Source organism: Kitasatospora sp. NPDC058162 (genome assembly GCF_042884005.1).
Classification (GTDB): domain Bacteria; phylum Actinomycetota; class Actinomycetes; order Streptomycetales; family Streptomycetaceae; genus Kitasatospora.
Map to the genome: position 1 here is coordinate 39161 of NZ_JBHVUS010000005.1, position 20473 is coordinate 59633.

At 71.3% G+C, this 20473-nt stretch carries 22 protein-coding genes; 18 read left to right on the forward strand and 4 right to left on the reverse strand.

Annotated elements, in window-relative coordinates; translation table 11 throughout:
• Genes ACFVXG_RS11700 through ACFVXG_RS11720 form a run of 5 tightly spaced genes read left to right on the forward strand, consistent with a single transcriptional unit; the run spans position 1 to position 4751 of the window.
• Positions 1-1830 carry a type IV secretory system conjugative DNA transfer family protein gene (locus ACFVXG_RS11700; RefSeq protein ID WP_387926581.1) on the forward strand — a complete coding sequence of 610 codons (1830 nt, stop codon included), beginning with the start codon at positions 1-3 and terminating at the stop codon, positions 1828-1830.
• On the forward strand, positions 1827-2612 hold the full coding sequence (locus ACFVXG_RS11705; RefSeq protein WP_387926582.1) for a DnaB-like helicase N-terminal domain-containing protein: 786 nt from the start codon (positions 1827-1829) through the stop codon (positions 2610-2612). Before ACFVXG_RS11700 ends, ACFVXG_RS11705 begins: the two co-directional genes overlap by 4 nt.
• Positions 2609-3439 (forward strand): hypothetical protein, encoded by an 831-nt coding sequence (locus ACFVXG_RS11710; RefSeq protein ID WP_387926584.1) that lies wholly within the window; start codon positions 2609-2611, stop codon positions 3437-3439. Before ACFVXG_RS11705 ends, ACFVXG_RS11710 begins: the two co-directional genes overlap by 4 nt.
• Positions 3439-4485 (forward strand): DnaB-like helicase N-terminal domain-containing protein, encoded by a 1047-nt coding sequence (locus ACFVXG_RS11715; RefSeq protein WP_387926585.1) that lies wholly within the window; start codon positions 3439-3441, stop codon positions 4483-4485. Before ACFVXG_RS11710 ends, ACFVXG_RS11715 begins: the two co-directional genes overlap by 1 nt.
• Before the next feature lie 11 nt (positions 4486-4496).
• The gene (locus tag ACFVXG_RS11720) at positions 4497-4751 is read left to right on the forward strand and encodes a hypothetical protein (RefSeq protein WP_387926586.1); all 255 of its coding nucleotides are present in this window, start codon (positions 4497-4499) and stop codon (positions 4749-4751) included.
• A 184-nt stretch (positions 4752-4935) separates the two neighbouring features.
• Here ACFVXG_RS11720 and ACFVXG_RS11725 read toward each other — a convergent pair whose 3' ends face one another.
• Entirely contained in the window at positions 4936-5166 is a 231-nt protein-coding gene (locus tag ACFVXG_RS11725) for a DUF397 domain-containing protein (RefSeq protein WP_387926588.1), read from the reverse strand.
• Positions 5163-6023, reverse strand: coding sequence for a Scr1 family TA system antitoxin-like transcriptional regulator (locus ACFVXG_RS11730; protein WP_387926589.1), 861 nt, complete (start codon positions 6021-6023; stop codon positions 5163-5165). Before ACFVXG_RS11730 ends, ACFVXG_RS11725 begins: the two co-directional genes overlap by 4 nt.
• A gap of 220 nt (positions 6024-6243) precedes the next feature.
• Here ACFVXG_RS11730 and ACFVXG_RS11735 point away from each other — a divergent pair, with 220 nt between their 5' ends.
• The 9 genes from ACFVXG_RS11735 (at position 6244) to ACFVXG_RS11775 (ending at position 13375) form a co-directional block, all read left to right on the forward strand.
• Complete coding sequence (locus tag ACFVXG_RS11735) at positions 6244-6699, forward strand: ATP-binding protein (RefSeq protein WP_387926591.1); 456 nt, start codon at positions 6244-6246, stop codon at positions 6697-6699.
• Positions 6700-6877: 178 nt separating this feature from the next.
• A complete protein-coding gene (locus ACFVXG_RS11740) occupies positions 6878-7312 on the forward strand; it encodes an NUDIX domain-containing protein (protein ID WP_387926593.1) in 435 nt (144 codons plus the stop codon).
• Between the two features lie 32 nt (positions 7313-7344).
• Positions 7345-9228 (forward strand): radical SAM protein, encoded by a 1884-nt coding sequence (locus ACFVXG_RS11745; RefSeq protein WP_387926595.1) that lies wholly within the window; start codon positions 7345-7347, stop codon positions 9226-9228.
• Entirely contained in the window at positions 9225-9863 is a 639-nt protein-coding gene (locus ACFVXG_RS11750; protein WP_387926597.1) for a hypothetical protein, read from the forward strand. Before ACFVXG_RS11745 ends, ACFVXG_RS11750 begins: the two co-directional genes overlap by 4 nt.
• Positions 9860-10588: a hypothetical protein gene (locus ACFVXG_RS11755; RefSeq protein WP_387926599.1), complete on the forward strand. Its 729-nt coding sequence runs from the start codon at positions 9860-9862 to the stop codon at positions 10586-10588. Before ACFVXG_RS11750 ends, ACFVXG_RS11755 begins: the two co-directional genes overlap by 4 nt.
• Positions 10585-11238, forward strand: a complete 654-nt coding sequence (locus ACFVXG_RS11760; protein WP_387926601.1) for a hypothetical protein — start codon at positions 10585-10587, stop codon at positions 11236-11238. Before ACFVXG_RS11755 ends, ACFVXG_RS11760 begins: the two co-directional genes overlap by 4 nt.
• Positions 11238-12104, forward strand: a complete 867-nt coding sequence (locus tag ACFVXG_RS11765; protein WP_387926603.1) for a protein kinase — start codon at positions 11238-11240, stop codon at positions 12102-12104. Before ACFVXG_RS11760 ends, ACFVXG_RS11765 begins: the two co-directional genes overlap by 1 nt.
• Before the next feature lie 110 nt (positions 12105-12214).
• A complete protein-coding gene (locus ACFVXG_RS11770) occupies positions 12215-12352 on the forward strand; it encodes a hypothetical protein (RefSeq protein ID WP_167352958.1) in 138 nt (45 codons plus the stop codon).
• A gap of 114 nt (positions 12353-12466) precedes the next feature.
• Positions 12467-13375: an aKG-HExxH-type peptide beta-hydroxylase gene (locus ACFVXG_RS11775; protein WP_387926604.1), complete on the forward strand. Its 909-nt coding sequence runs from the start codon at positions 12467-12469 to the stop codon at positions 13373-13375.
• 67 nt (positions 13376-13442) lie between these two features.
• Here the strand turns inward: ACFVXG_RS11775 and ACFVXG_RS11780 are convergent, their stop codons facing one another.
• Together ACFVXG_RS11780 and ACFVXG_RS11785 are read right to left on the reverse strand one after the other, a co-directional pair.
• On the reverse strand, positions 13443-14285 hold the full coding sequence (locus ACFVXG_RS11780; protein ID WP_387926605.1) for a DUF1932 domain-containing protein: 843 nt from the start codon (positions 14283-14285) through the stop codon (positions 13443-13445).
• Positions 14282-15646 carry a hypothetical protein gene (locus ACFVXG_RS11785; RefSeq protein WP_387926607.1) on the reverse strand — a complete coding sequence of 455 codons (1365 nt, stop codon included), beginning with the start codon at positions 15644-15646 and terminating at the stop codon, positions 14282-14284. Before ACFVXG_RS11785 ends, ACFVXG_RS11780 begins: the two co-directional genes overlap by 4 nt.
• A gap of 385 nt (positions 15647-16031) precedes the next feature.
• Between ACFVXG_RS11785 and ACFVXG_RS11790 the strand changes: the two genes are divergently transcribed.
• The 4 genes from ACFVXG_RS11790 (at position 16032) to ACFVXG_RS11805 (ending at position 20470) form a co-directional block, all read left to right on the forward strand.
• Positions 16032-16421, forward strand: a complete 390-nt coding sequence (locus ACFVXG_RS11790; protein WP_045700703.1) for a roadblock/LC7 domain-containing protein — start codon at positions 16032-16034, stop codon at positions 16419-16421.
• A 101-nt stretch (positions 16422-16522) separates the two neighbouring features.
• Entirely contained in the window at positions 16523-17899 is a 1377-nt protein-coding gene (locus ACFVXG_RS11795) for a hypothetical protein (RefSeq protein ID WP_387926610.1), read from the forward strand.
• Positions 17900-17947: 48 nt separating this feature from the next.
• Positions 17948-18469, forward strand: coding sequence for a LuxR C-terminal-related transcriptional regulator (locus ACFVXG_RS11800; protein ID WP_387926612.1), 522 nt, complete (start codon positions 17948-17950; stop codon positions 18467-18469).
• A 111-nt stretch (positions 18470-18580) separates the two neighbouring features.
• Positions 18581-20470, forward strand: coding sequence for a glycoside hydrolase family 15 protein (locus ACFVXG_RS11805; RefSeq protein ID WP_387926614.1), 1890 nt, complete (start codon positions 18581-18583; stop codon positions 20468-20470).
• The last annotated feature ends 3 nt before the right edge of the window (positions 20471-20473 follow it).

Sequence of the window (20473 nt, forward strand, 5' to 3'; positions counted from 1 at the left end):
ATGGCCTCCGCCTCGAACTCCACCGTCGCGCGGCGGCCGGTGCTGGACGGCCCCGCAGACTACTTGATCGTCCTGCTGATCATCGTGGTGGTCACCGTCACCGTGGGGACGTGGGCCACCGGCCAGGTCGCCGGAATGATCACCAGTGCCTCTTGGCCGGCGGTCCCGTTCGGCGACGCGTTCAGCGTCGCCAAGCAACTGCCGCACCACCTGCACGACCCCAAGGCGGCCTGGCCCGAGGGGGTACGCCATGACCTGCCCGGTCCGGTCGGTTTCGCCGTCGCCGCAGCCATCGTCGTCAGCTCGATGGTCACTGCCGGTGCCTTCGTCCTGCGTCGCCTTCGCCGCAACCGCTCGGTGCGTGGCTTCGCGTCCACGGCACAGCTCGCGAAGACGATGTCGGCCTCGGCGGTCGTCAAGCGCGGGCCGATCGTGCGCCCCTCCCTTGAGAAGGGCCGGATCACCCCCGCCGATGTGGCCGTACAACTCGGCCGGATCACGGCTGGGATGATGCTGTGGATCTGCGTGGAGTCGTCGGTGCTGATGCTCGCAGCACCGCGCCAGGGCAAGACCTCCCAGGTGATCATCCCCTGGATCAAGGCATGGCGGGGGCCGATGCTGGTCACCAGCGTCCGCGGCGACCTGCTCGACGCGACCGCGTTGATCCGACGCCGACTCGGCCCCACTCTCGCGATGACGCCCACTGGCATGGTCGAGTGGCCAGACCAGGTGCAGTGGTCACCCGCCAGCGGCTGCGACGACTTCGGCAAGGCCATGCAGCGGGCCGACCTGATGGTCCGGATCGGCAAGAGCGAAACCACCGACAGCTCCGGCGCCGGCTTCTTCGGTGCCACTGCAACCTCGCTGCTCGCTGCTTGGCTGCATGCCGCAGAGATCACCGGCCGCAGCATGGAGGACGTCCTCCGCTGGGCGTTCAACGCCCACATGGAAGAGCCGATCAAGCTCCTTGCCGACTCTCGCCGTGCCGAGCCCGGAGTCGCCGAGATGCTCGACGCGCTCTACCGGCAGCCAGGGGAGACCCGCGCGAACTTGTTCAGCACCGTCCAGACGGCTTTGACTCCCCTCTTCTCGCCGCTTGCCCGCCGTACGTTCGCCCCCAAGGCCGGCGACAGCATCAACATCGAGCGGTGGTTGAGGAGTAACGGCACCATCTACCTGCTCGTCGACAAGGAAGACTCCAAAGCCCTTGCACCGCTGATCACCACGTTCGTCTCCGAGGTCGTCGCCACCGCGAAGCGGCTCGCCGACCGCTCGCCGGGTGGCCGACTCGACCCGCCGATGGGGCTACTGCTCGATGAGGTGGCCAACGTGACCCCGTTGCCGACCCTCCCGGACCTGATGTCCTTCGCGGGCGGCTCAGGCATCTACGTACTCGCGGTGCTACAGAACATGGCACAAGCCCGAAGCACCTGGGGGCGCGACGGCGCGGAGATGCTCTGGGGAAGCTCGACGGTCAAGATCGCTCTCGGTGGCCTCGGGGGTGACGAGCTCGAAGAGTTCTCCAAGCTCGCCGGAATCTACCGGGAGTCTCTGACGACCTACCAGAGCGGCAGCCACGGCACCACCATGCAGACCACCCTGCAAGACCGCAAGACCGTCACGCCGGACGAGATCCGCACCCTGGACGAGGAACGGCGCGAGGCCCTGGTCATCCATGCCACCACCCCTGTCACCCGCGTCCGGATGCAGCGCCACTACGAAGGCGCCGACCGGAAGTTGTACGAGGAGAGCAACGAGTGGTCGATTCGCTACCGTGCGGGCGACGTCGAGTCCTTCGAGCGCATCGACTTCCTCAAGGACGCCGGGTGACCCCCCGACCCGCGTGGAGCGGGCACCAGGTCGAGGAACGCACCGAAGCCGACCGCCGTTGGGAGTCCCGGTTCTCCCAACGGCACCGTCACGGCCTGCTCCGCGGTCCGAAGCCCCCGACCGACTACACCCTCCGGTGGAGCGGTCCGGTGCGCGGAATCGACGGCGCTCTCTACCACGCCGGCGAAGACCGCACCGGCGCGCCGGTGATCTTCGTGTTCAGCCCCGGCCACCAGGAGGTCGTCCCCGCGTCGTGGGCCACGGACGACTGGGCCGAACACCGGGCGCGCACCGATGGGCTGTTCGTCCCCCTCGGTGACTGGCGCCGGACGCGCGCGGACTACGAGGACCTGGTGCTCGCCTACCTCATCCAGCGCCCGCGCGAGCTGGCCGACCTCGGTAGGTGGGTCCCGGTGGACACCTTCACCACCCACGTCCGCTACGGCATCTTCGAGGCCATGCTCGCGCTGCACGCCGAGGAGGAACTGGCCACCTCGGCCGCCGTCGAACAGCGCGTGCGCCGGAGCACCGAAGAGCTGTCGCCCCGGCTGGCGCAGCTGGTCGCCGAAACCATGGACACCCCCGCCTACCTTCGGCGGCTCATGGTCACCCCGAGCACGTCGATCGAAGCGCTCGACGCCGCCGTGCACCTGGTGATGGCCGACTGGAAGGCCACACGGACCACCAGCCCTACGGACGCGAGGCACCAGCACACCGGACTCCCGGACGACCCCACCGAGGTCAACCCGCACCTTCCAACCCAGCTCCAGGACCAGCCATGACCGAGCCCGCGATCACACCGATCGGAAGGGTCAAGCACCGCCCTCGCGCACTCATCCGCCGCCCGCGCGGGAGCCGCACCACCTCCGGACCTGCCACCGGCACCAAGCCGGCCGCCGCCGAGGCGAGCCCCCGCACCCGGCTGGTCGAGTGGCACACCATGACCGGACCCGAGCGCATCGCGGCCTGGGGCGGCCTCTGCGACTGGGTCACCTGGCTTCACGACCGCTACGAGCTGGCCGTCGAATCCAGGCTGCCACGCTGCTGGGCCGAGCACCCCGGTCTGATCGAAGAGCTGTGGGCGCTCAAGGTCTGGCGGGAAGAAATCTACGGCGCCGCCGCGGACCAGCAGGTCGGCCAGGCCGCCCGCTACTGGCACGCCGAACTGCGCACGGTGGTCGCCAACGCGACGACCGTCTACGCCACCGCATGCCGAACAGGCCACCGTGGCACGGAGTTTCCGGCCGCCGAGGACCAGGAGCTCCAGAAGCGCTGGACCGACGCGGACCCCTGGACCGGCATCCCCAGCCGACTGCTGGCAGCCCACGCCGACACCGCCGAAGCCGGCAGCCCGGACCACCTCACCGCAGCGCAGATGGACGACGCCCGGGCCCGCGGCCTCGCCAAGCCGATCAGCCCCGGCATCCCCGAGTACGTGCGATTCGCCGACGCCTGGTGGGCCGTCGACGTCGACGGCGACTGGCTGCGCGTCGTCAACGAGGGGCTGCTGGAGCGGCTCGAAGACGCCGCCGCACGGATGGCCGCCGCAGACGACGCAGCCCGCCGCTACAGGGAAGCCACCACCGCCACGAAGTCGAGGACAGCCTGATGACCCAGCCCGACCTCGTACTCCGCGCCGAGCAAGCCGTCATCGGCGCGGCCCTGCGCGACCGTCAGCGCCTGGACGACATCGGCTACCTCACCCCCGACCGCATGGCCCACCCCACCCACCGCGCGTTGCTGGCTGCGCTGATCGAGTCGCGCACCAGCGCCCCGGCGGCGACGGCCGACCGTCTGCCGGAGCTGATCGCCGAACGTACGGCCATCAGCGGTGTCGACGCCGACTACCTGCGGCGCCTCGCCGACGCTGCACCGCAGCCCCGCAACATCGCCAGCTACGCCCGCATGGTCCAGGAAGCCGCCGTCCGCCGGGACCTCGCTCTCCACGTCGACCGACTCCGGACGGCCGCCCCGGGCATGCGCGGTCCGGACCCGGTGCTCGACCGCCTCGCTCAGGCGATGCGACGCACGGAGCAGACGGCTCCGGTCGCCAGGATCAACGAGTCGGCTCCCGCTCCGTACGAGCCCCGGGCGAGGACGTCCGGAGAGCAGGAAGTACGGGTCGAGGTACGCGTTGAGCGCCAGGACGCCGTACTCGCAGAGCTTCTCCAGCACCCGGAGCAGGTCCGGGAGGTCAGCAGCTGGCTGTACCCCGAGGTTTTCGAGGAAGGCCCTCGCCGTGAGGTCTACGAGGCGATCGTGGTTGTGGCCGAGCGAGGTGAACCGGTCGACCAGCTGACCGTCGAATGGGAGGCCTACCAGCAGGACCCCCAGGCGTACGAGGTGACGGTGGAGGTGAGCGTCGAGCAGCGTGAGGAGCGCCCTGACTACCTTGCCCGGCTGGCCGTCACCGCGGTCGTTGTCGGTGCCGCTGTCGAGCTGTCGGGGGAGATGCTGGCGGAGGACATCCGGACGAAGCTCGCCGCAGACTTCGCCACCGCCGACGTCACCGCCCGCACGTCCGGAGCGGAGCCCAAGGTGGACCTTGCCGTCCGGGCCGCCACCTCGACCGCCCAGGTAGAGCCGGCACCGCTTCTGCAGCCTCCGCCGGTCCAGCAGCAGGCCCCCAGCATCCAGCCGAACATCCGGGCGTGAGGGGGACCAAGATGACCAACTCCGACGCGAGCATGATGGCCGACCTCAGCCACGCCGTCATGGACGCAGCCCTTGCGGACGGCGACGCCCGCTTCCTCAGCGAGACGATCAGGGACTTCGCCCGTTACCGGGAGTCTTGGTGGATCTTCGACCGGGCGGGCTGGTGGGAGGTCACCAGAGCGGACGTCGCCGCCGGACTGGACCTCATGGAGACGAACATGCGGCTCGCGGACCAAGCCGTCCGCCGGAGTACGGGCAGGGCGTGAGGGTGTTCACCGTTGGCGGTCGCCAGCAACCCCAAGGCCGTGCAGAGCAAGGCGTACGCGGTCGCACGGGAGCCAGTGCCGGGCTCGGGCGGGAGGGACGTCATCGGTTCCTCCAGACGAGAGGCGGCGTCAATGGCGGAGAGAGGCCCGAGAATGTGTCCGCTCGGGCCACCCGCCAAGATGGTCAGGGCCTGCGCAGTTTGCCGCGCATGATGCCGTCGACGAAGGCGTCGTACTCGGCGTCGTCGAAGATGTGCGGCGGCTTGTGCGTGTTCTTGGAGTCGCGGATCGCGACGATGGCGCTGTCGAGGAAGGCGACCTCTACGCAGTTGGTGCCGCCGCTGCTGGCGGTTTGCCACTCGGCTCCGGCGAGTTGCTCTTCGAGCCAGGCGGGGTCGAGGTCGTTCTTGTTCATGACGCGAGTTCCTTGGCGATCGTCTTGAGCAGGGACAAGGATGCCTTCTGGCCGAGGGCATCGGACTTAAGGTGGTTGCTGGTGGTGCGGTAGACCTCGACCGATTCGTGGTCCGTGAGGTGGAGCCGAGCACGAGTCGCCTCGATGGTGACCGTGTCGGCGCCGGTGGCGAACGACATCAGCATGAACGGCCCGTCCATGCCCGCGTGCGCGCCGGCGCTCAGCGGCAGGACCTGGATCGTCGTGTTCGGGTCGCTCTTCAACAGGCCGATGAGGTGCTCGACCTGGGCCCTGGCCACGGCCCGGCCGCCGACCTCCTGGCGCAGGAGCCCTTCGGGGATCACGGACCATATCTTCAGGGGCGGCTGGCGCTCGGCCATGGCCTGCCGGTGCTCGGCGCGCATGGCGATGAAGCGCTCGATGTCCTCGGCAGTGGTCCACGCCCGGCTGCCTTCGACGATCGCCCGCTCGTACGCGGGGACTTGGAGCAGGCCGTGCAGGGAGCCCGAGTTCCAGTGGAACAGGTCGAGGGCTTCCTCGATCTCGGTCAGGTAGTCGCTCAGGGGGTCCTCGACGACGCCCTGGTAGCGCTGGTGCCAGTCCGGCTCGCCGGCACGTCGGACCAGCTCGCGCCACTGCTCGCGCTGGGTCGGGTCGTGGATCTGCAGGACCTCGAAGAAGTGGGGTAGGAGCTGGACCCTGATCCCCTGAGTCCCATTCTCGATCTTGCTGACGGTCGACTGCGCCTTGTAGCCGAGGTGCTGGGCGGCCTCTTCCAGGCTCCATCCCAGTGCCTCGCGGGCACGGCGGATCTCTGTGCCCAGGCGCCTTCGGCGCGGGGTCGGCTCGACGGGCATCGCACCTCCTGACTCTGGAACCACAGCTTTCAGGAGGAAAGCGTAGTGGCCGCGCCAGTAGGCGCATATGACAGATTGCCAAGAGGAAAGGCTTTCCTCTACGAAAGCCTTGCCCTTCTGTCGCGGGCGGGTCCATCATCGGAGTCCGGCCGAGCGCAGAGTGCCCCGATGGGCACGGAGCGCAATGCCAGCCCTGTATCCGAAGCCATCCGGAGGGCCCATGTCTGCCGAAACTGCCGATCAGTTCGGGGAGTTCCGCCTGGCCCTTCCCGTACTGCGGCCCGAAGCGATGCGGTGCGTGCGCGAGATCGTGCGGGCCCAGCTGCAGATCTGGTGCAAGAGCGAGCTCGCGGACGTGGCGGAGCTGGGGGTGACCGAACTGCTGACCAACGTCCTCCTGCATGCCGACGGCGGGGGCGAACTGCGGATGAGGGAGACCGCAGACGGCATCCGCGTCGGCGTCACCGACTTCGACGACCAGCTGCCGCCGGCTGGCGAGCCGGACCGGGACGCGACCGGCGGGCGGGGGCTCCTCCTGCTCGCCGGCCTCGCAGGCGGACTGGAGACCGAACTCCTGCCACGGGGCAAGGAGATCGGGTTCAGTCTCCAGGTCGCGGGCGGCGAGGGCGAAAGTGCCTTCGAGGAGTGTGCGGCGATGGCCGTGGCGCCCGGCTGATCATCCCATCGCACGGTGTTTCGACTGTCCTGGAAAGGCTCGGGAGACCGTGAGTTGACATCTCGTCAGGGGACCTAGACTCGTGGGCTTCCCGGTCCGGTGTCACCGCCGGAACGAAGGGCTGGAGCCGCGCTCCCGCAGGCTCCAGACGATCATTCCCGACCACGTGGAGGTTCCGATGCCCGAGAAGGTCACCAAGGAGAAGGTGCTCGTCTACGTCGTGCGCAACGGGCGGCTGCTGGTGTTCCGGCACACCGACTACAGCTACGAGGAGGTCGGCATCCAGGCCCCGGCTGGCAGCATCCGCCCCGGGGAGACCCCGGAGGCCGCTGCTCTGCGCGAGGCCCGGGAGGAGACCGGCTTTTCCGACTTCAAGATCGTGCGCAAGCTCGGCGAGACCGAGTACGACATCAGCCCGTACCGGTTCGAGATCCAGAAGCGGCACGTCTTCCACCTGGAGCTCACCGAGCCGACCCCGGAGCGGTGGACGAGCCAGGAGGACCACGACGGCGAGCAGGAGCCCACCCGCTTCGAGTGCTTCTGGATTCCGCTGGAGGCCGCGCACGTCCTCCAGTCCGGCCAGGGCGCCCTGCTGGGACGCCTGTTCGACTAACACCCCGGTCACGGCAGCAAGGGAGGCAGCCGATGCACCGCACCACCGAACAGCACCACCCGATCGACCGGCTCTACCGGAGCCTTCAACCCGAAGACACCAGCACCGCGGTGTCGGTGATCGTCAAGCTGCGCGGGGAGACCTGCGACATCGACTGCCCCCACTGCTACGAGAAGCGTAAGGAGGTGCCCGGCGGAGCCCGGATCAGCGCCGACCAGATCGGCCAGCTGGCCCGGCTCTTCCGGGGCCGCCCCCTCGCCGTCGAGCTTCACGGCGGGGAGCCGCTGACCGCCGGCCGCGAGGCCGTCGCCGAGGTCCTGCGCGAACTCGCCGCCCAGCCGCAGGTCGTGCGGGTGTCGATGCAGACCAACGGCGTCCAGCTCGACGCGGCCTGGCTCGACCTGTTCGACGAGCTCTGCCCGCAGTTGCAGATCGGTGTCTCCCTCGACGGCGACGCCCAGGGCAACGCCTGGCGCATCGGCTACGACGGTCAGCCCGTCTACCCGCGCGTCGCGGCGGCCCTGGAACTGCTGGCCGAAAGGGGCCGCAAGGTCGGCGTCATCACCACCGTGACCCCGGCCGTACTGGGCCGGGCCGAGCAGGTCCTCGACCACCTCGCCTCCTTCGCGGCGGTCAACGCGGTCAGCGTCGTGCCCTGCTTCGACACCGCCATCCGCCGCTCCACCACGGTGCGAACCAGGCGCGTCCCGGCGAGCCGCCTGCTCCAGCAGGCCGCCCTCGCAGGCGACGGCGGTCCGGCGTGGGCGATCCATCCGGACGAGTACGCCGAGTTCGTGCTGGCCGCCACCGCCCACTGGATCAGCGCCGGGCACTTCACCCGGATCAAGCTGGAGCCAGCCGTCTCCACGATCCGGCGCCTGCGCGGCTTAGGCAGCGGCTTCTGCCACTTCTCCGATCTCAAGTGCGACCACGTCTTCACCCTCTACCCCGACAACCGGTTCGGCTCGTGCGACGAACTGCCCTGGCCCCAGGCCCACCTGAGCCCGCTCGACGAGATCACCGGCCAGGCCGAGGTGGCCCGCCTTCAGCACGGCAGCCTGCTGCTGAACCAGGGCAAGGCGCTGATGGCCAAGTGCACGAGCTGCGACTACCGCAGCACCTGCGGCGGCGGCTGCATCGCCACCCGCTGGCGCCAGGACCCGGCCGTGGACGGCGACGCCTACTGCGACTACCGGATGCGCATGGTCGACGGCATCGCCGCCCTCCTCGCCCAGCCCGCCCACCCCGAGGGCGCCTGGTGCCAGACCCTGCGCTGGCACCCCCGCAGCCCGAACAACATGCGCGACGTGAACACCTTCGCCACCCGTTGGGACGACCCCGCGGCCGTCCGCGCCGAGGTGAGGCTGCACGCCAGCGAGCACGGCAACATCAACACCGTTGGCCTGCCCGGCATCCACGAGGCCGACGACCTCGACCCCGCCCACCCGAAGTGGCGCGAGGCGATCGAGCCCCGCATCTGGCCGCTGGTGGACGTCCTCACCACCGGCTGGGGCCTGATCACCTACGACAGCTGCCAGGGCCACCGGTACGACGGCCTGGACCTGGCCCCGGCCGAACTGCGGGTCGGCCTGCTGCCGCGCGACCGCGCCGAGTACGCCCGCACCGCCGCGGCCCTGTGCAGAGCGGCCACCGCGGTCGCCCCCGCGCTGTCCGGCGGCATCGAGGTCCGCGTCGCCCGTTCCGAGCTGACCTGCGAGACCTCCGGCACCACGGTCCCGGTGCTCGACCTCAGCCTCCACCCGAACCACCGCCAGGACTGGGACGCCTACTTCGCACACCTGGGCACCACCGCCCGTGCCCTGGCCGCAGTGCTGGCGGCCGAGCGCCCGGCGGGCACCGCGTGCGCCTGCCCGCTGCCGGCCCCGGCCGCCGTGGAGCGGGCGGTGGCGGGATGAGGCCCGGCGACGAGGTGACCGTCCACCAGCTCCTCGGCCGGATCTCCTACTTCCACACTCTGTTCATCGAACCCGCCCTCGCCCCGGCCTCGGCCCCGGCCTCGGTCAGCGGCGAGCCGTGCTGCAACCACCGCGCCCCGGCGCGGGCGGTGCGGCCGGACGCGGGCGCTCTGCTGGCCCACAGCGCGTGGTCGGTCCTCGACGAGGTCGCCGCGACCCTCGGCACGTGGGCCGGGCGGTGCCCGTCGTACGGGCCCGCCTGCTGTGCGACGTGCCGCGTCGCGGGCTCTGCCGCCGCCGTCGCCGACGCGTGGCTGGCCACCGAACACCGCGCCTACCAGCGGCCCGAACCCAACACCCCGATGCGGCAGGCGTGCCGGGAGGCCGCCGCCGCCCGGCTGACCCGCGTCTTCGTCCACCAGCACCACACCCCCTGCCCCGCGGCCCAGGCCGGCGAGAAGGCCGGTGCCTGGCTGCTGCCCGGCACCGGCGAGCTGCCGCTGACCGGCGAACTCCTCGCCCTGTGGCGCGACCCGCTGGCCGGCGGCGGCAGCCCGGTCGTCAGCTGGCTCAACCACTGCACCGACCTCGACGACATCCGCCGCGTCCTCGACACCAGGAGGCCCACACCGTGACGATCCATATCGCCGAGACCACCGGCGTCGGCAGCATCGAGAACTTCCTCGGCTCCACCGAGCGGCTCCAGCTCGCCGCCCTGATGCACAACGTCCTGACCGACGCCGACCGGTTCGGCGACGGGCGCCGCACCTCCATCCACGAGATCCCCGGCCACAGCCACGAGCAGGCGATGGCCGTCTACGAGCCTGCCGGCCGCGTCGAGATCCCCGACATCCCGCAGGCGGCGGAGAAGATCCTCCAGGACGCCTTCGACCGCGCCCGCCCGGCCTTGGCCCGAATCATGCCCTCCATCACCGTGTGCCGTCCGTGGACGTACGTCGAGTACGGGGCGGGCCAGCACATCACCAGCCACCTCGACGGCATCGCCCCCGACCCCCTCACCTGGCCCCGCCAGATCGCCGGCATCAGCGTCGTCGTCGCCCAGGCCGATGCCGGAGGCGACTTCTACGTCGAGACCGCATCCAGCGATCGTCTCTGGTACCGCCCGGCCCCCGACCCGGAGGCGAACGGCTACGCGGAGGGCATGTGGCTGGCCCACGACGGCGCCGACAACTCTGCCGCCTGGTTCCAGCAGATGCCCCGCACCCGCTGGTCCGTCGACCCGGCGCCGGGCACCGCGCTGCTGTACGGCTCCCAGCTCGCCCACGGCACCCTGCCGGTCACCGCCGGGCGGTGCGCGAAGTTCATCAGCTGGCTCGCCGCCGACGAACCGGCGAGGTGACCGCCGTGCTCATGGCCCTGGAGGGCTTACCCGGCGCCGGCAAGAGCACCCTGCGAGACCGGCTCCTCGCCGACGCCCGCACCGGCGGCGTCCCGCTCGACCACACTGGCCAGTTCTCCTGGCTCTCCCTGGCCGCCACCCGCACCCTGGTGCGGGTGCGGGCGGGACACGGCGCCGACGACCCGGAGGAGGCCGTCGAAGCGGCCTGCTGGGACCTCGCACTCCACGCCCGCTTCAACCTCACCCCGGCGCTCGCCCGCGGCCCGGTGGTCGCCGACCGGCTCAGCCTGTCCACCGCCTGCCTGCTCGCCCTGGTCCACCAGCGCCCGGTCGCCGAGTACGTCGAGCGCCTCGCCGAGCAACAGCGGGCCCGCCCGCAGCTGACCGTCCTGCTGACCACCGAGCCCGGCCTGTGCCAGGCCCGCCTCGCAGGCCGCGAGAGCGCCCCGCGATTCACCGACCGCCCCGAGGCCACCGCCCGCCTTGCCGACCTCTACCCGCAGGCCGCCACCGCCTGGACCCGCCGCACCGGCCTGGAGGTCTGGCAGCGGCCCTGCACCACCAAGGCCGACCTCGACCAGCTGGCCGCTGACTGCCTCGCCCACCTGAACGGCTCCACCCGCCCGTCCACGACCCGAGGAGCGAGCTGATGAACCTCAACCCCCTCCACCCCGCCGCCTGGGTCCTCGACCAACTCCGCACCGATGGCTGGCAGGTGAGCGACCTGCTCGCCTTCACTCGCGCCAGCACCCTGGTCACCGCCCGCCGCGACGGCCAGCAACCCGTCGTGCTGAAAGCCGGCTTCGGTTCCAACCACGTCCTGGCCGAACTCCCCGCCGACCAGCGAGGCGCCGCCTACGGCTTCTACTGGTACGCGCAGATGACCGACGCCGAACGCGCCCTGGCCCGCGAGGACTTCCGCCACGAGGCCGACCTCACCCTGGCCGCCTGCGGCGCCGACCACGTCGTCCCCCTGCTCGAACAGGGCACCGGCGAGCGGTTCGACTGGTACACCATGCCGCTGTGCGGCGGCGGCAACTTCCGCACCTTCATGGCCTCGGGCAAGGACACGGACGAGGGCCTGGACATCCTCGCCGACGTCGCCGAGGGCCTGACCGTCCTGCATCAGCGCGGCATCGTCCACCGCGACGTCTACCAGGAGAACATCCTCATCCACGGCGGCCGCGGCCTGATCACCGACCTCGGCGCCGCCCGCCGCCTCAGCGTCCCGCGCGGCCCCGAGCACCGCGGCCCCGAGGTCCACTGGCCGCCCGAGTACCTGACCGGCTACCACCAGGCCGGCCCGGCCGCCGACGTGTTCAGCCTCGCCGTCCTGGTCTACCGCTACCTGTGCGCGGACATCCCCCGCCTCGGTGGCCACGCCAACCTCGCCCTCATCCCCGCGGTGCTGCGGACCCTGGTCGTCGCCGCGCTCTCCGACGAGGGCGGCGACCGTCCCGCCATGAGCGATCTCGCCGCCGCCCTCCGCACCGCAGCCCGCACCGCCTCGCACTGACCGGGAGGCCGCCGTGACCCGGGCGCGTTCACCGCCCGGTGCCCGAGCACGCACCACCGCAACGGGCACGCACCACCACCATCCGATTCGCTCAGAAGGAGAAGGACCCGATGGACAACGACCGCATCTCCGAGTTCCTGGCCGACGTCGAGGGCCTGCGCGGCGAGGACGAGACCGTCCGCGCCACCGCCCACACCTCCAGCGTCTCCGCCGAGGGCTGGCTGACCGCCGAGGGCGACGTCGCCTGAACACCCCTGACCGCCCGGCGCGCTGAACGCCGGCGGTGACCAACCTGGGGCCGGACCCGACCGCGGCGGGCCCGGCCCCAGGCCACCCCTTCCGCCCCGGACAGGAGCCCGCACGTGGACAACCCCGACCTCTTCGACTACCCGCCGACCAGCCGCCTGCACGACGAGCGCACCGCCAAGATCCACACAATCCTCAACCCCGGCACCCGACCCCGGCCCACGGGCCTTGGCGTCGCCGCCGACTACTGCCTGGCCCACCACGCCCTCGAAGGTGCCGAAGCCGCCGCCCGCTCCGGCGAGCGGGCCGCCTTCGACTGGTACACCGCCAACCCGCACGCCGGCGCCACCGCCAGCTCCACCCCCACCGTGCTCGGCCCGCGCGTCGTCGTCGCCCCCGACCCCGCCGGCCTGCCCCGCTCCCCGATCTCGGAGACCCCGTACTACGTGCTCGGCCCCGGCACCGAACACGCCGCGCCCGGCCTGCGGACGCTGGTGGCCGACGCGTTCACCACCGCCGACCAGACCGGCTTCGGCCCCCTGCTGGCCGCGCACGCCGTCGTGGTCGTCCTGCTGCGGACCAAGCAACTCGGCCAGACCCTGATCAGCTGGACCATCACCCGCCTGCCCGGCACGGTGTTCCTCGACCACACCGGCGACCCCACCGTGCTGGCCCGCGACCTCATCCACGAGGCCGGCCACAACTGGCTCAACGACGCCCTCACCGCTGCCAGGTGCACGTTCGACGGCCAGGCCGTTTTCCACTCCCCCTGGAGGGAGAGCATGCGGCCCGCGTTCGGCTTCCTCCACGCCTGCTGGGCCTTCCCCCTCACCATGCTCTACACCGCCCGCGTCCTAGAGCACACCGAAGGCGACGTGCGGGCCTTCCTGACCGCCTACCTCGACCAGCAGCGTGGCCTCCTCGCCGCCAGCGCCGCCGACCACCCGCGTGTCCTCGAACTCATCCGTGACCAGGACCTGCGTGAGCGCCTGGCCGCCGTCCACCGCCAGGCGCTCACCCTGTGACCGCCGACCGCCCTACTCCCCGGGCTGACGCTTCTCGTCCGTAGCGAACTCGCTTGTGGATCGAAGGTCAGTCGGTCGATCTGAGGGCGTCGAGCACGTCTTCAACCGTGAGATCGCCACGGTCTTTCAGGCTGGTCCATCTCGTTAGGGTGCTGGCAGCTGCGTGCGCGAGGTCGGCGGGCAGGCCAGCGTCCGTCAGAGTCTGGGCCACATCCTCCATCTCTGGCACCCAGCGCCAGGCGCGGGGGGCGACGGAGCGGAGGTAGTCCGGATCGGCCAGGAAGGGTCCGGCCATCGTGTTGCCTTCGTCGATCAACTCAGCTGTCACTCCGTGGAGATCGGCGAGTGCGTGTGCAACTCCGACCAGGGTCCTGACGGCTTTCTGGTAGCTGGCGAACGCCAGCTTGAGCGCTGAGGCGGCACCGGCCTCCCGGTCGAGGCAGCGGGCAGTGACCAACGTGTTGTCGAAGTTCTCGGCCACCCGCCTCGCCGCTGCCGGGTCGCCGGCAAGGTACAGGCGTGCAGTAGTCGAACCGGCTGGTGGCGGGCCGATAATGGAGCCGTCGAGGAAGGTCGCACCTGCGTGGGAGATGGTACGGGCGATGTTCATGGCCCGGCTGGGGCTGATCGCATTCGCGTCCACGAAGATGCCCGCGAAGGTAGGGACGGCCGCCACGTCAGCCGCGACGTCCTCGGCGGCGGCCGGTGGGCAGATCGAGATCACGATCTCGCTCTGCCCGAGCGCGGTGCGTAGGTCATCGACGGGGAGCAGGCCTGCGTCATCGGCACGGCGCCGACTGCTCTCGCTGCGGCCTTTCGGGAGCCACAGCACCCTGTGCCCGGCGGTGACGGCCTGGGCGGCAACGGCGGCACCCATCTGTCCCGGGTGCAGAACCGTGATGGTGCTCAACCGCGTCCCCCAGCTGGTAGTTCGTTGCGGGCCCTTCGATGCTGCATGATCCCATCCTGGAGGGACAACCCGATCGCCGAGGTACCGGCCGGGCTCGCAGCCAGTCGGCGCGCGAACTGACCGAGTCGTCGGCTGACGCTCTCTGTGGGTCGCCTGCTCGCGACGGCGATCACCGCGTCGATCTGGTGGGCTGCTCCCTCTATCTCGTCACCCGCCAGCTCTGCGAGGGCCAGGTCCATGCGGGCAAGAGACAGCTCGCCCAGCCGCTGATTCTCCGGCGGGGCGGACTCGTAGAGTGCGACGGCCTCTTCGGCCAGGGCCGCTGCCTCCCTGTTGTTCGCGTCGCCGCCGAGCCACAGGCGAGTGGTGGCGGCGTAGAACCGTTGCTTGGCCAACGGGAAGGCGAGCATCCCGCCAGGGATGTCGTCATCGGCCGCTTGCTCCCGATACTCGTCGGCCCGGCGCAGGGCTGCCACGGCGTCGTGCTCCTGACCGAGGCGGGCGTGCGCCCTTGCGGCGATGCTGGCGAGACGGATGTGGGCGGTTCCGTTTTCCGGGACGTACTGTTCGCCTGATTTCACCAGGCGGATCGCGTCGTGCGGGCGCTCCTCCCAGTAGCAGATCAGCGCTTGGGTGCCCCTGATCCACGATCGCAGTCCGTTGTGGCCGGCCTGTTCGGCGCAGACGAACGCGGTCCGGGCCTGGGTTTCCGCTTCGCGGTAGGCGCCGAGGTCGAAGCTCGCGTTGGCGAGGATTCCGCAGAGCACCGAGGCCGCCAGGTAGAGGTCGCTGGTGTACGCCGGAGGCTGTCGGCCTTCCAGAAGCTCGAAGCATCGGTCCCGAAGGGAGAGGACTTCCTCAAAGAGTGGGACGACCGGCCGGTTGGGGTAGGTGGAGACGATCCTGCGGATGTCGGCCGACAGCTGTTCGAGGCTGTGCGGGCCGACGTTGCTCTGTTCCGCATAGGCGGCGAAGGAAGCCGATTCGCTGGCGGCTGTCATCAGCAGGTCCCGGGTGTGAGCGTCCGAGCTGGCGCCCGGCTCTATGCATTGTGCGGCAGGGAGACGCGAACTGCGCTCCCCCGCGGCGCGGGCAGGCCCGAACAGGTCCCGGGCACTGCGCTGGAACAGGTGCTCCAAGACCCGCGCTGTCAGCGGCCTGGGCCCGCTGCCGTGCTGTCCGCGCGTCCATCTGGAGAACTGACGCTCTCCAATGGTGACCTTCGCCAGCGCGGGGTTGTGTTCGAGGCGCGCTACCTCGGCAGCAGCGGTTTGCAGCTGCTTGAGGAAGACGAGGTACTCACCCAGCCCGCGCTGCTGCACCAGGACCTGGAACAGGGAGATCTCTTGGTCTGACGCCATGACAACTCCGTTACGGCGATCGATGGAACGGCCTCAGGTCAACGATCTCCGATCCCAGCCCGAGGCGGGAGGGGCAGCGGCGAAATGTCGGCACTCATGTCGGCTCATGTCCACCTGTGTCGGCTCGTGTCAGCGTTTGGTTACTAGCCGAAGTCGGTCGGACACGAGCAGGATTCCCCCTGTCGCGCCAGAAGAGCGCCGTCCGCCTGGGTGATCCAAGCGGTGGACGAGCACCCGAGTCGGAGCGGCAGGCCGGCCGCCGTAGCAGCGGCTACGGCCCGGGGCAGGTCGGCGCGCTGGCCATAGGGGCATCACGCGCAACTCAGAGACGACAGCCCCGACTTCTCGGCCATCTCCCCGCACGACCTGGCGAAGGAGCAACACCGTGAGTTCACCCCACCCGCAGTTCCTGAAGGAGCTGGTCACCGACACCACCGGTGCCGTTGCCGCCATCCACGTCAGCTCCGAGGGCCTCGTCGTGGGCACCTCGCCCGGGCTCGACCGCGACGATGCGGACAAGTGGGCCGCCGTGATGGCGGCGCTGAGTGCCGTGAGCACCAACGGGGTTGACATCGTCGGCAGCGTCACCTCCATCAGGTACCCCTGGGGGCACAGCATCATCGAGGACCGGCTCGGCCGGAACCTCACGCTGGTCGGCGCGCCCGACAAGTCGATGCTCGCCGTGGTCGGTACCGAGGCCACGGACCTGGGCGAACTCTTGGACCGGATGATCCGCCTTGCGGAGCAGGGCCTCCTCGCTCTGGTGGCGGCGTGAAAGCGGCACCGGCCGGGCGAGCCGCACGGGGCTTCCGATGTCCCCGCCCGCTTCCCGACGTCCTGATCGCCCCGCACGTCGTCGACCCGCACAGCCCCGGCATGGCCGGGCTCGCGTCCTACCTGGCCCGGCGCGGTGCACGCGTGACCGTCGCGCCGCAGCAGGACGGCCGCGAAGACGAGCTGCTCCAGCGCCTCGCCCGCGCCGGCGCCGTGCTGCAGCCCGTGGTGCCGGGCGTGACGACGGCGCTGCTCTGGGGCGGACACGGCGCGGCGGTGCACGAGATCCTCGATCGTGCGACCGGCCAGGGCCTGCCGAGCATGGGCTACTCGCGCGCGCTGGAGCTGCTGGGCGGCACCGCGCCCACCGTCGTGGCCGTCGTGGGCAGCCACTCCACCACGATGGCCGCCGCCGCTCTGACCTGCGCCCTGACTGCCCGCGACCCGGGCTGGATTCTGACCGCCGCCCCGCACGGCGACGCACCCGGCTACGACGGCGGCGGCGACGTCCTGGTGGTGGACCTCTGCCCCGACACCGCTCTCCACGAGGCGGCCCCGCCGGGCTGGCGCCACCGCACCCTAGGCTCGGGCCTGCGCCCGGCGGTCACGCTGGTCACCGCCGTGGACACGGCCCCGCCGATGTTCGCGACCCGCGAGGACGCGCTGGACGACATCGAGGCCCTGGCCCGCAGCAGCGAGAGCGTGGTGGTGTGGGCCGGGCAGCCCGGCTGCGATGAACTGCTGGAGCGCCTGCGCCGAGCCCCAGGCCCGCGGGTCGTGACGGTGGGCCGGGGCCAGGGCATGGACGTGCAGATCCTCCGTCTCCTCTGGAGCGGGGAGGACCACCACCTCACCATCCAGGCCGGCGGCGAACGGGTCTCGCTCACCGTGCCCATCGCGGGCACCACGTCCGCCCTCGGCGTCGCGGCGGCGTTCGCGGCCGGATGGGCCCTCGGGGTGTCCCCGTCCGACCTCGTCGACGGGCTCGGGGCGTTCACCGGGGCCGAAAGGTCGCTGACCCGGCTGGGCACGGTCGGCCGCGTCACCGTGATGGAGTCCCGCGCACAGCACCCGGAGGAGATCGCCGCCGACCTCCAGGGGGCGCAGATGCTTACCGAGGGGGCGGTGATCGCGGTGTACGAGCCGGTCGGTCACCTGCGCACCGCCGCGCTGGCCGAGCGGATCTCCGCGGCCCTGGCCGCCGCCGACCACACGGTGCTGCTGCCCGTCCTGTCCACCCCGGCCCGCCCCCAGCTCCACCTTGACGGCATCGCCGCGCTCGCCAGCGCCAGCGACGGTGTCGGCGGTCAGGACGGCGGCGCGCTCGTGATCCCCGAGCCCGGACCCTGCGAGATGGGCGCCGAGGAGGTGGCAGCCTCCCTCGCCCGCGCCGACGACGTGATCCTCACCATCGGCAGCGAGGGCGCCCGCCGCAGCGGCCCGAGGCTGCTGGCCGCCCTTGACCGGGCCGCCCAGTAGCAGCACACCCCACCCTGCCCTCACCTGATCGTGCCAAGGAGCTTCGTCATGCCCGTTTCCCTTCCTGACCGGCCGGACCTGTCCGAGGCCGACGTCCTGCTGCTGCGCCAGGTCGCCGGTGGTCACCTGATCGACCCGATCAGCCGCGCCACGGGCCTCGCCGCCAAGGCGGTCAACCCCGCCATCGAGGCGCTGACGGCCCGGCTCGGCACGCCGTACCGCCACCGCGCCGCCGCTCTCGGCGCGGCCTGGGGGTGGGTGCGCCCTGAGGACGTGCCCGTGTCCCACCCGACCGGCGAGGCGCTGCTTCCTCGCCACAAGCAGGTGCTCGCCGGCCTGGTCGCCGGTGAGCACCCGAGGGCGACCGCGAAGCGCCTCGGCCTGGCCGAGAGCAGCGTCCGCACCTACCTCCAGACCATCATGCGCATCCTGGGCGTCCGCACCCGGCAGCAGGCGACGGCCCTCGCCGTCCTCACCGGCATCGTGCCGCTGAGCGCCCTGGGCAACGGCTGGCCGGACACCCGGCTCTCCGCGACCACCAGCCCGCCCGCGCAGCAGCAGGCGAGTTGATGCCCGACACCCGGCCGTAGCCGCGCAGCCGCCCCACCCGCCCCGAGGCCGCCGGGAACGCCCGTCCCACGAGGCGCCCTGCCATCCTCTCCACCCAGCGTCAGGACCACCATGTCCCTGCCCATGTCCGCCCCGCCGATCGAGGACCATGCCCTGATCGGCAACGGCCGCACTGCCGCTCTCGTCACCCGCGACGCGATGCTCACCTGGTTGTGCTGGCCCCGGTTCGACTCCGCCGCCGTGTTCAGCGCGCTGCTCGGCGACGACGAGCACGGCTTCTGGCGCGTCGCTCCCGCCCGCGACAGCGATGGTGCGCCGACGCTCAGGACCCGGCGGCGCTACGCGGGCAACTCCGCGGTGCTGGAGCAGGAGTGGAGCACCCCGCTGGGTTCGGCCCGCGTCACGCTCTTCATGCCGGCGCCCGACGCGACGGGTTACGCCCCGGCCCGGATCGTGTGGGTGGTGGAGGGCCTGACCGGCAAGGTGGACTTTGCCTCCGAGTTCCACCCGCGCCCCGGCTACGGGAGCCTCCGCCCGGTCTTCCACCGTGTGGAGCACAGCGGACAGGCCCGGCTCGTGGCTACTAGCGGGCACGACTCCTTCTGCCTCGACGGGCCGCTCCACAGCGTCGGCCAGCAGGGCCCCTGCCGGGCCGACTTCACGGTGGCAGCCGGCCAGAAGACGGTGCTCGCCCTGTCGTGGCAGCCCGCCGACCTGCCGCTGCCCGCGCCCACCGACAGCCTGGCCGAACTCGCGGACGCCCTGCGCTTCTGGGAGTCCTGGGCATCCGCGTGCACCTACCAGGGGCCGCACCGGGCCGTGGTCCTGCGGGCCCTGGTGACCCTCAAGTTGATGTGCTCCGCGGACGGGGGGATGGTCGCGGCCCCCACCACGTCGCTGCCCGAGGTGCTCGGCGGCGAGCGCAACTGGGACTACCGCTTCGCCTGGCTGCGCGACTGGTCGCTGGCGGTCAAGACCATGGTGCGGTGCGGATTCCTGGACGAGGCCAGGACCTTCCGCGAGTGGCTGCTGGCCCACGTCGACCCCGTCGACCCGGGCGTGCTCTACGGCATCGGTGGTGAGACCGGCGTGGAGGAGTACGTCCTGGACCACCTGCCCGGCTACGAGGGCTCGCGTCCGGTCCGGGTGGGCAACGGCGCCGCCGACCAGCTCCAACTCGACGTTCCCGGCGAGGTGGCCGACGCCCTGCTGGCCGCCGAGGACGCCGGGCTCGCCCCGGACCCGGACGCCGACCGGTGGCTACTCCTCCAGGCCGACGTGCTGGAGCAGCGGTGGCGCGACCCGGACGAGGGAATCTGGGAGGTGCGCGGGCCGCGCCGGCACTTCACCCACTCCAAGATCCTCGCCTGGGTCTTCTTCGACCGGCTCGTCACGCTGCTGGAGCGCCGGACTCCTGTCGATTCGGAGCGGCTGGAGCACCTGCGCGCGGTGCGCGAGGAGATCCACGCCGACGTGTGCGCGCGGGGCCTGGACCCGCAGCGCGGGGCGTTCACCCAGTACTACGGCGGCGAGGACCTGGACGCCTCCCTCCTGCTGATCCCCGCGCTCGGGTTCCTGCCCGGCGACGACAAGCGGACGATCGCCACGGTGGAGGCCGTCCAGCGCGAACAAGCCACCCCCGATGGCCTAGTCCACCGCTACCTCACCCACGCGGCGAGCGGTGCGAACGTCGACGGCCTGGCCGGGCGCGAGGGCGCCTTCCTGCCCTGCGCGTTCTGGCTCGCCGACGCGCTCCACGCGATCGGCTACCGGGACGCAGCATCCGAGCTGCTCGACCGCCTTCTGGTGCTGCGCAACGACGTCGGGTTGCTTGCCGAGGAGTACGACCCGGTGAGCGATCGCCAGCTGGGGAACTACCCGCAGGCGTTCAGCATGCTCGCGCTCGTCGACTCCTGCCTCGCCCAGCAGCACCAGGCGGTTGCTCTGCCCACCCAGCCCAGGCCCGCACCGGCCGTGCTCACCGCTGTGGAGGCACAGTGACTC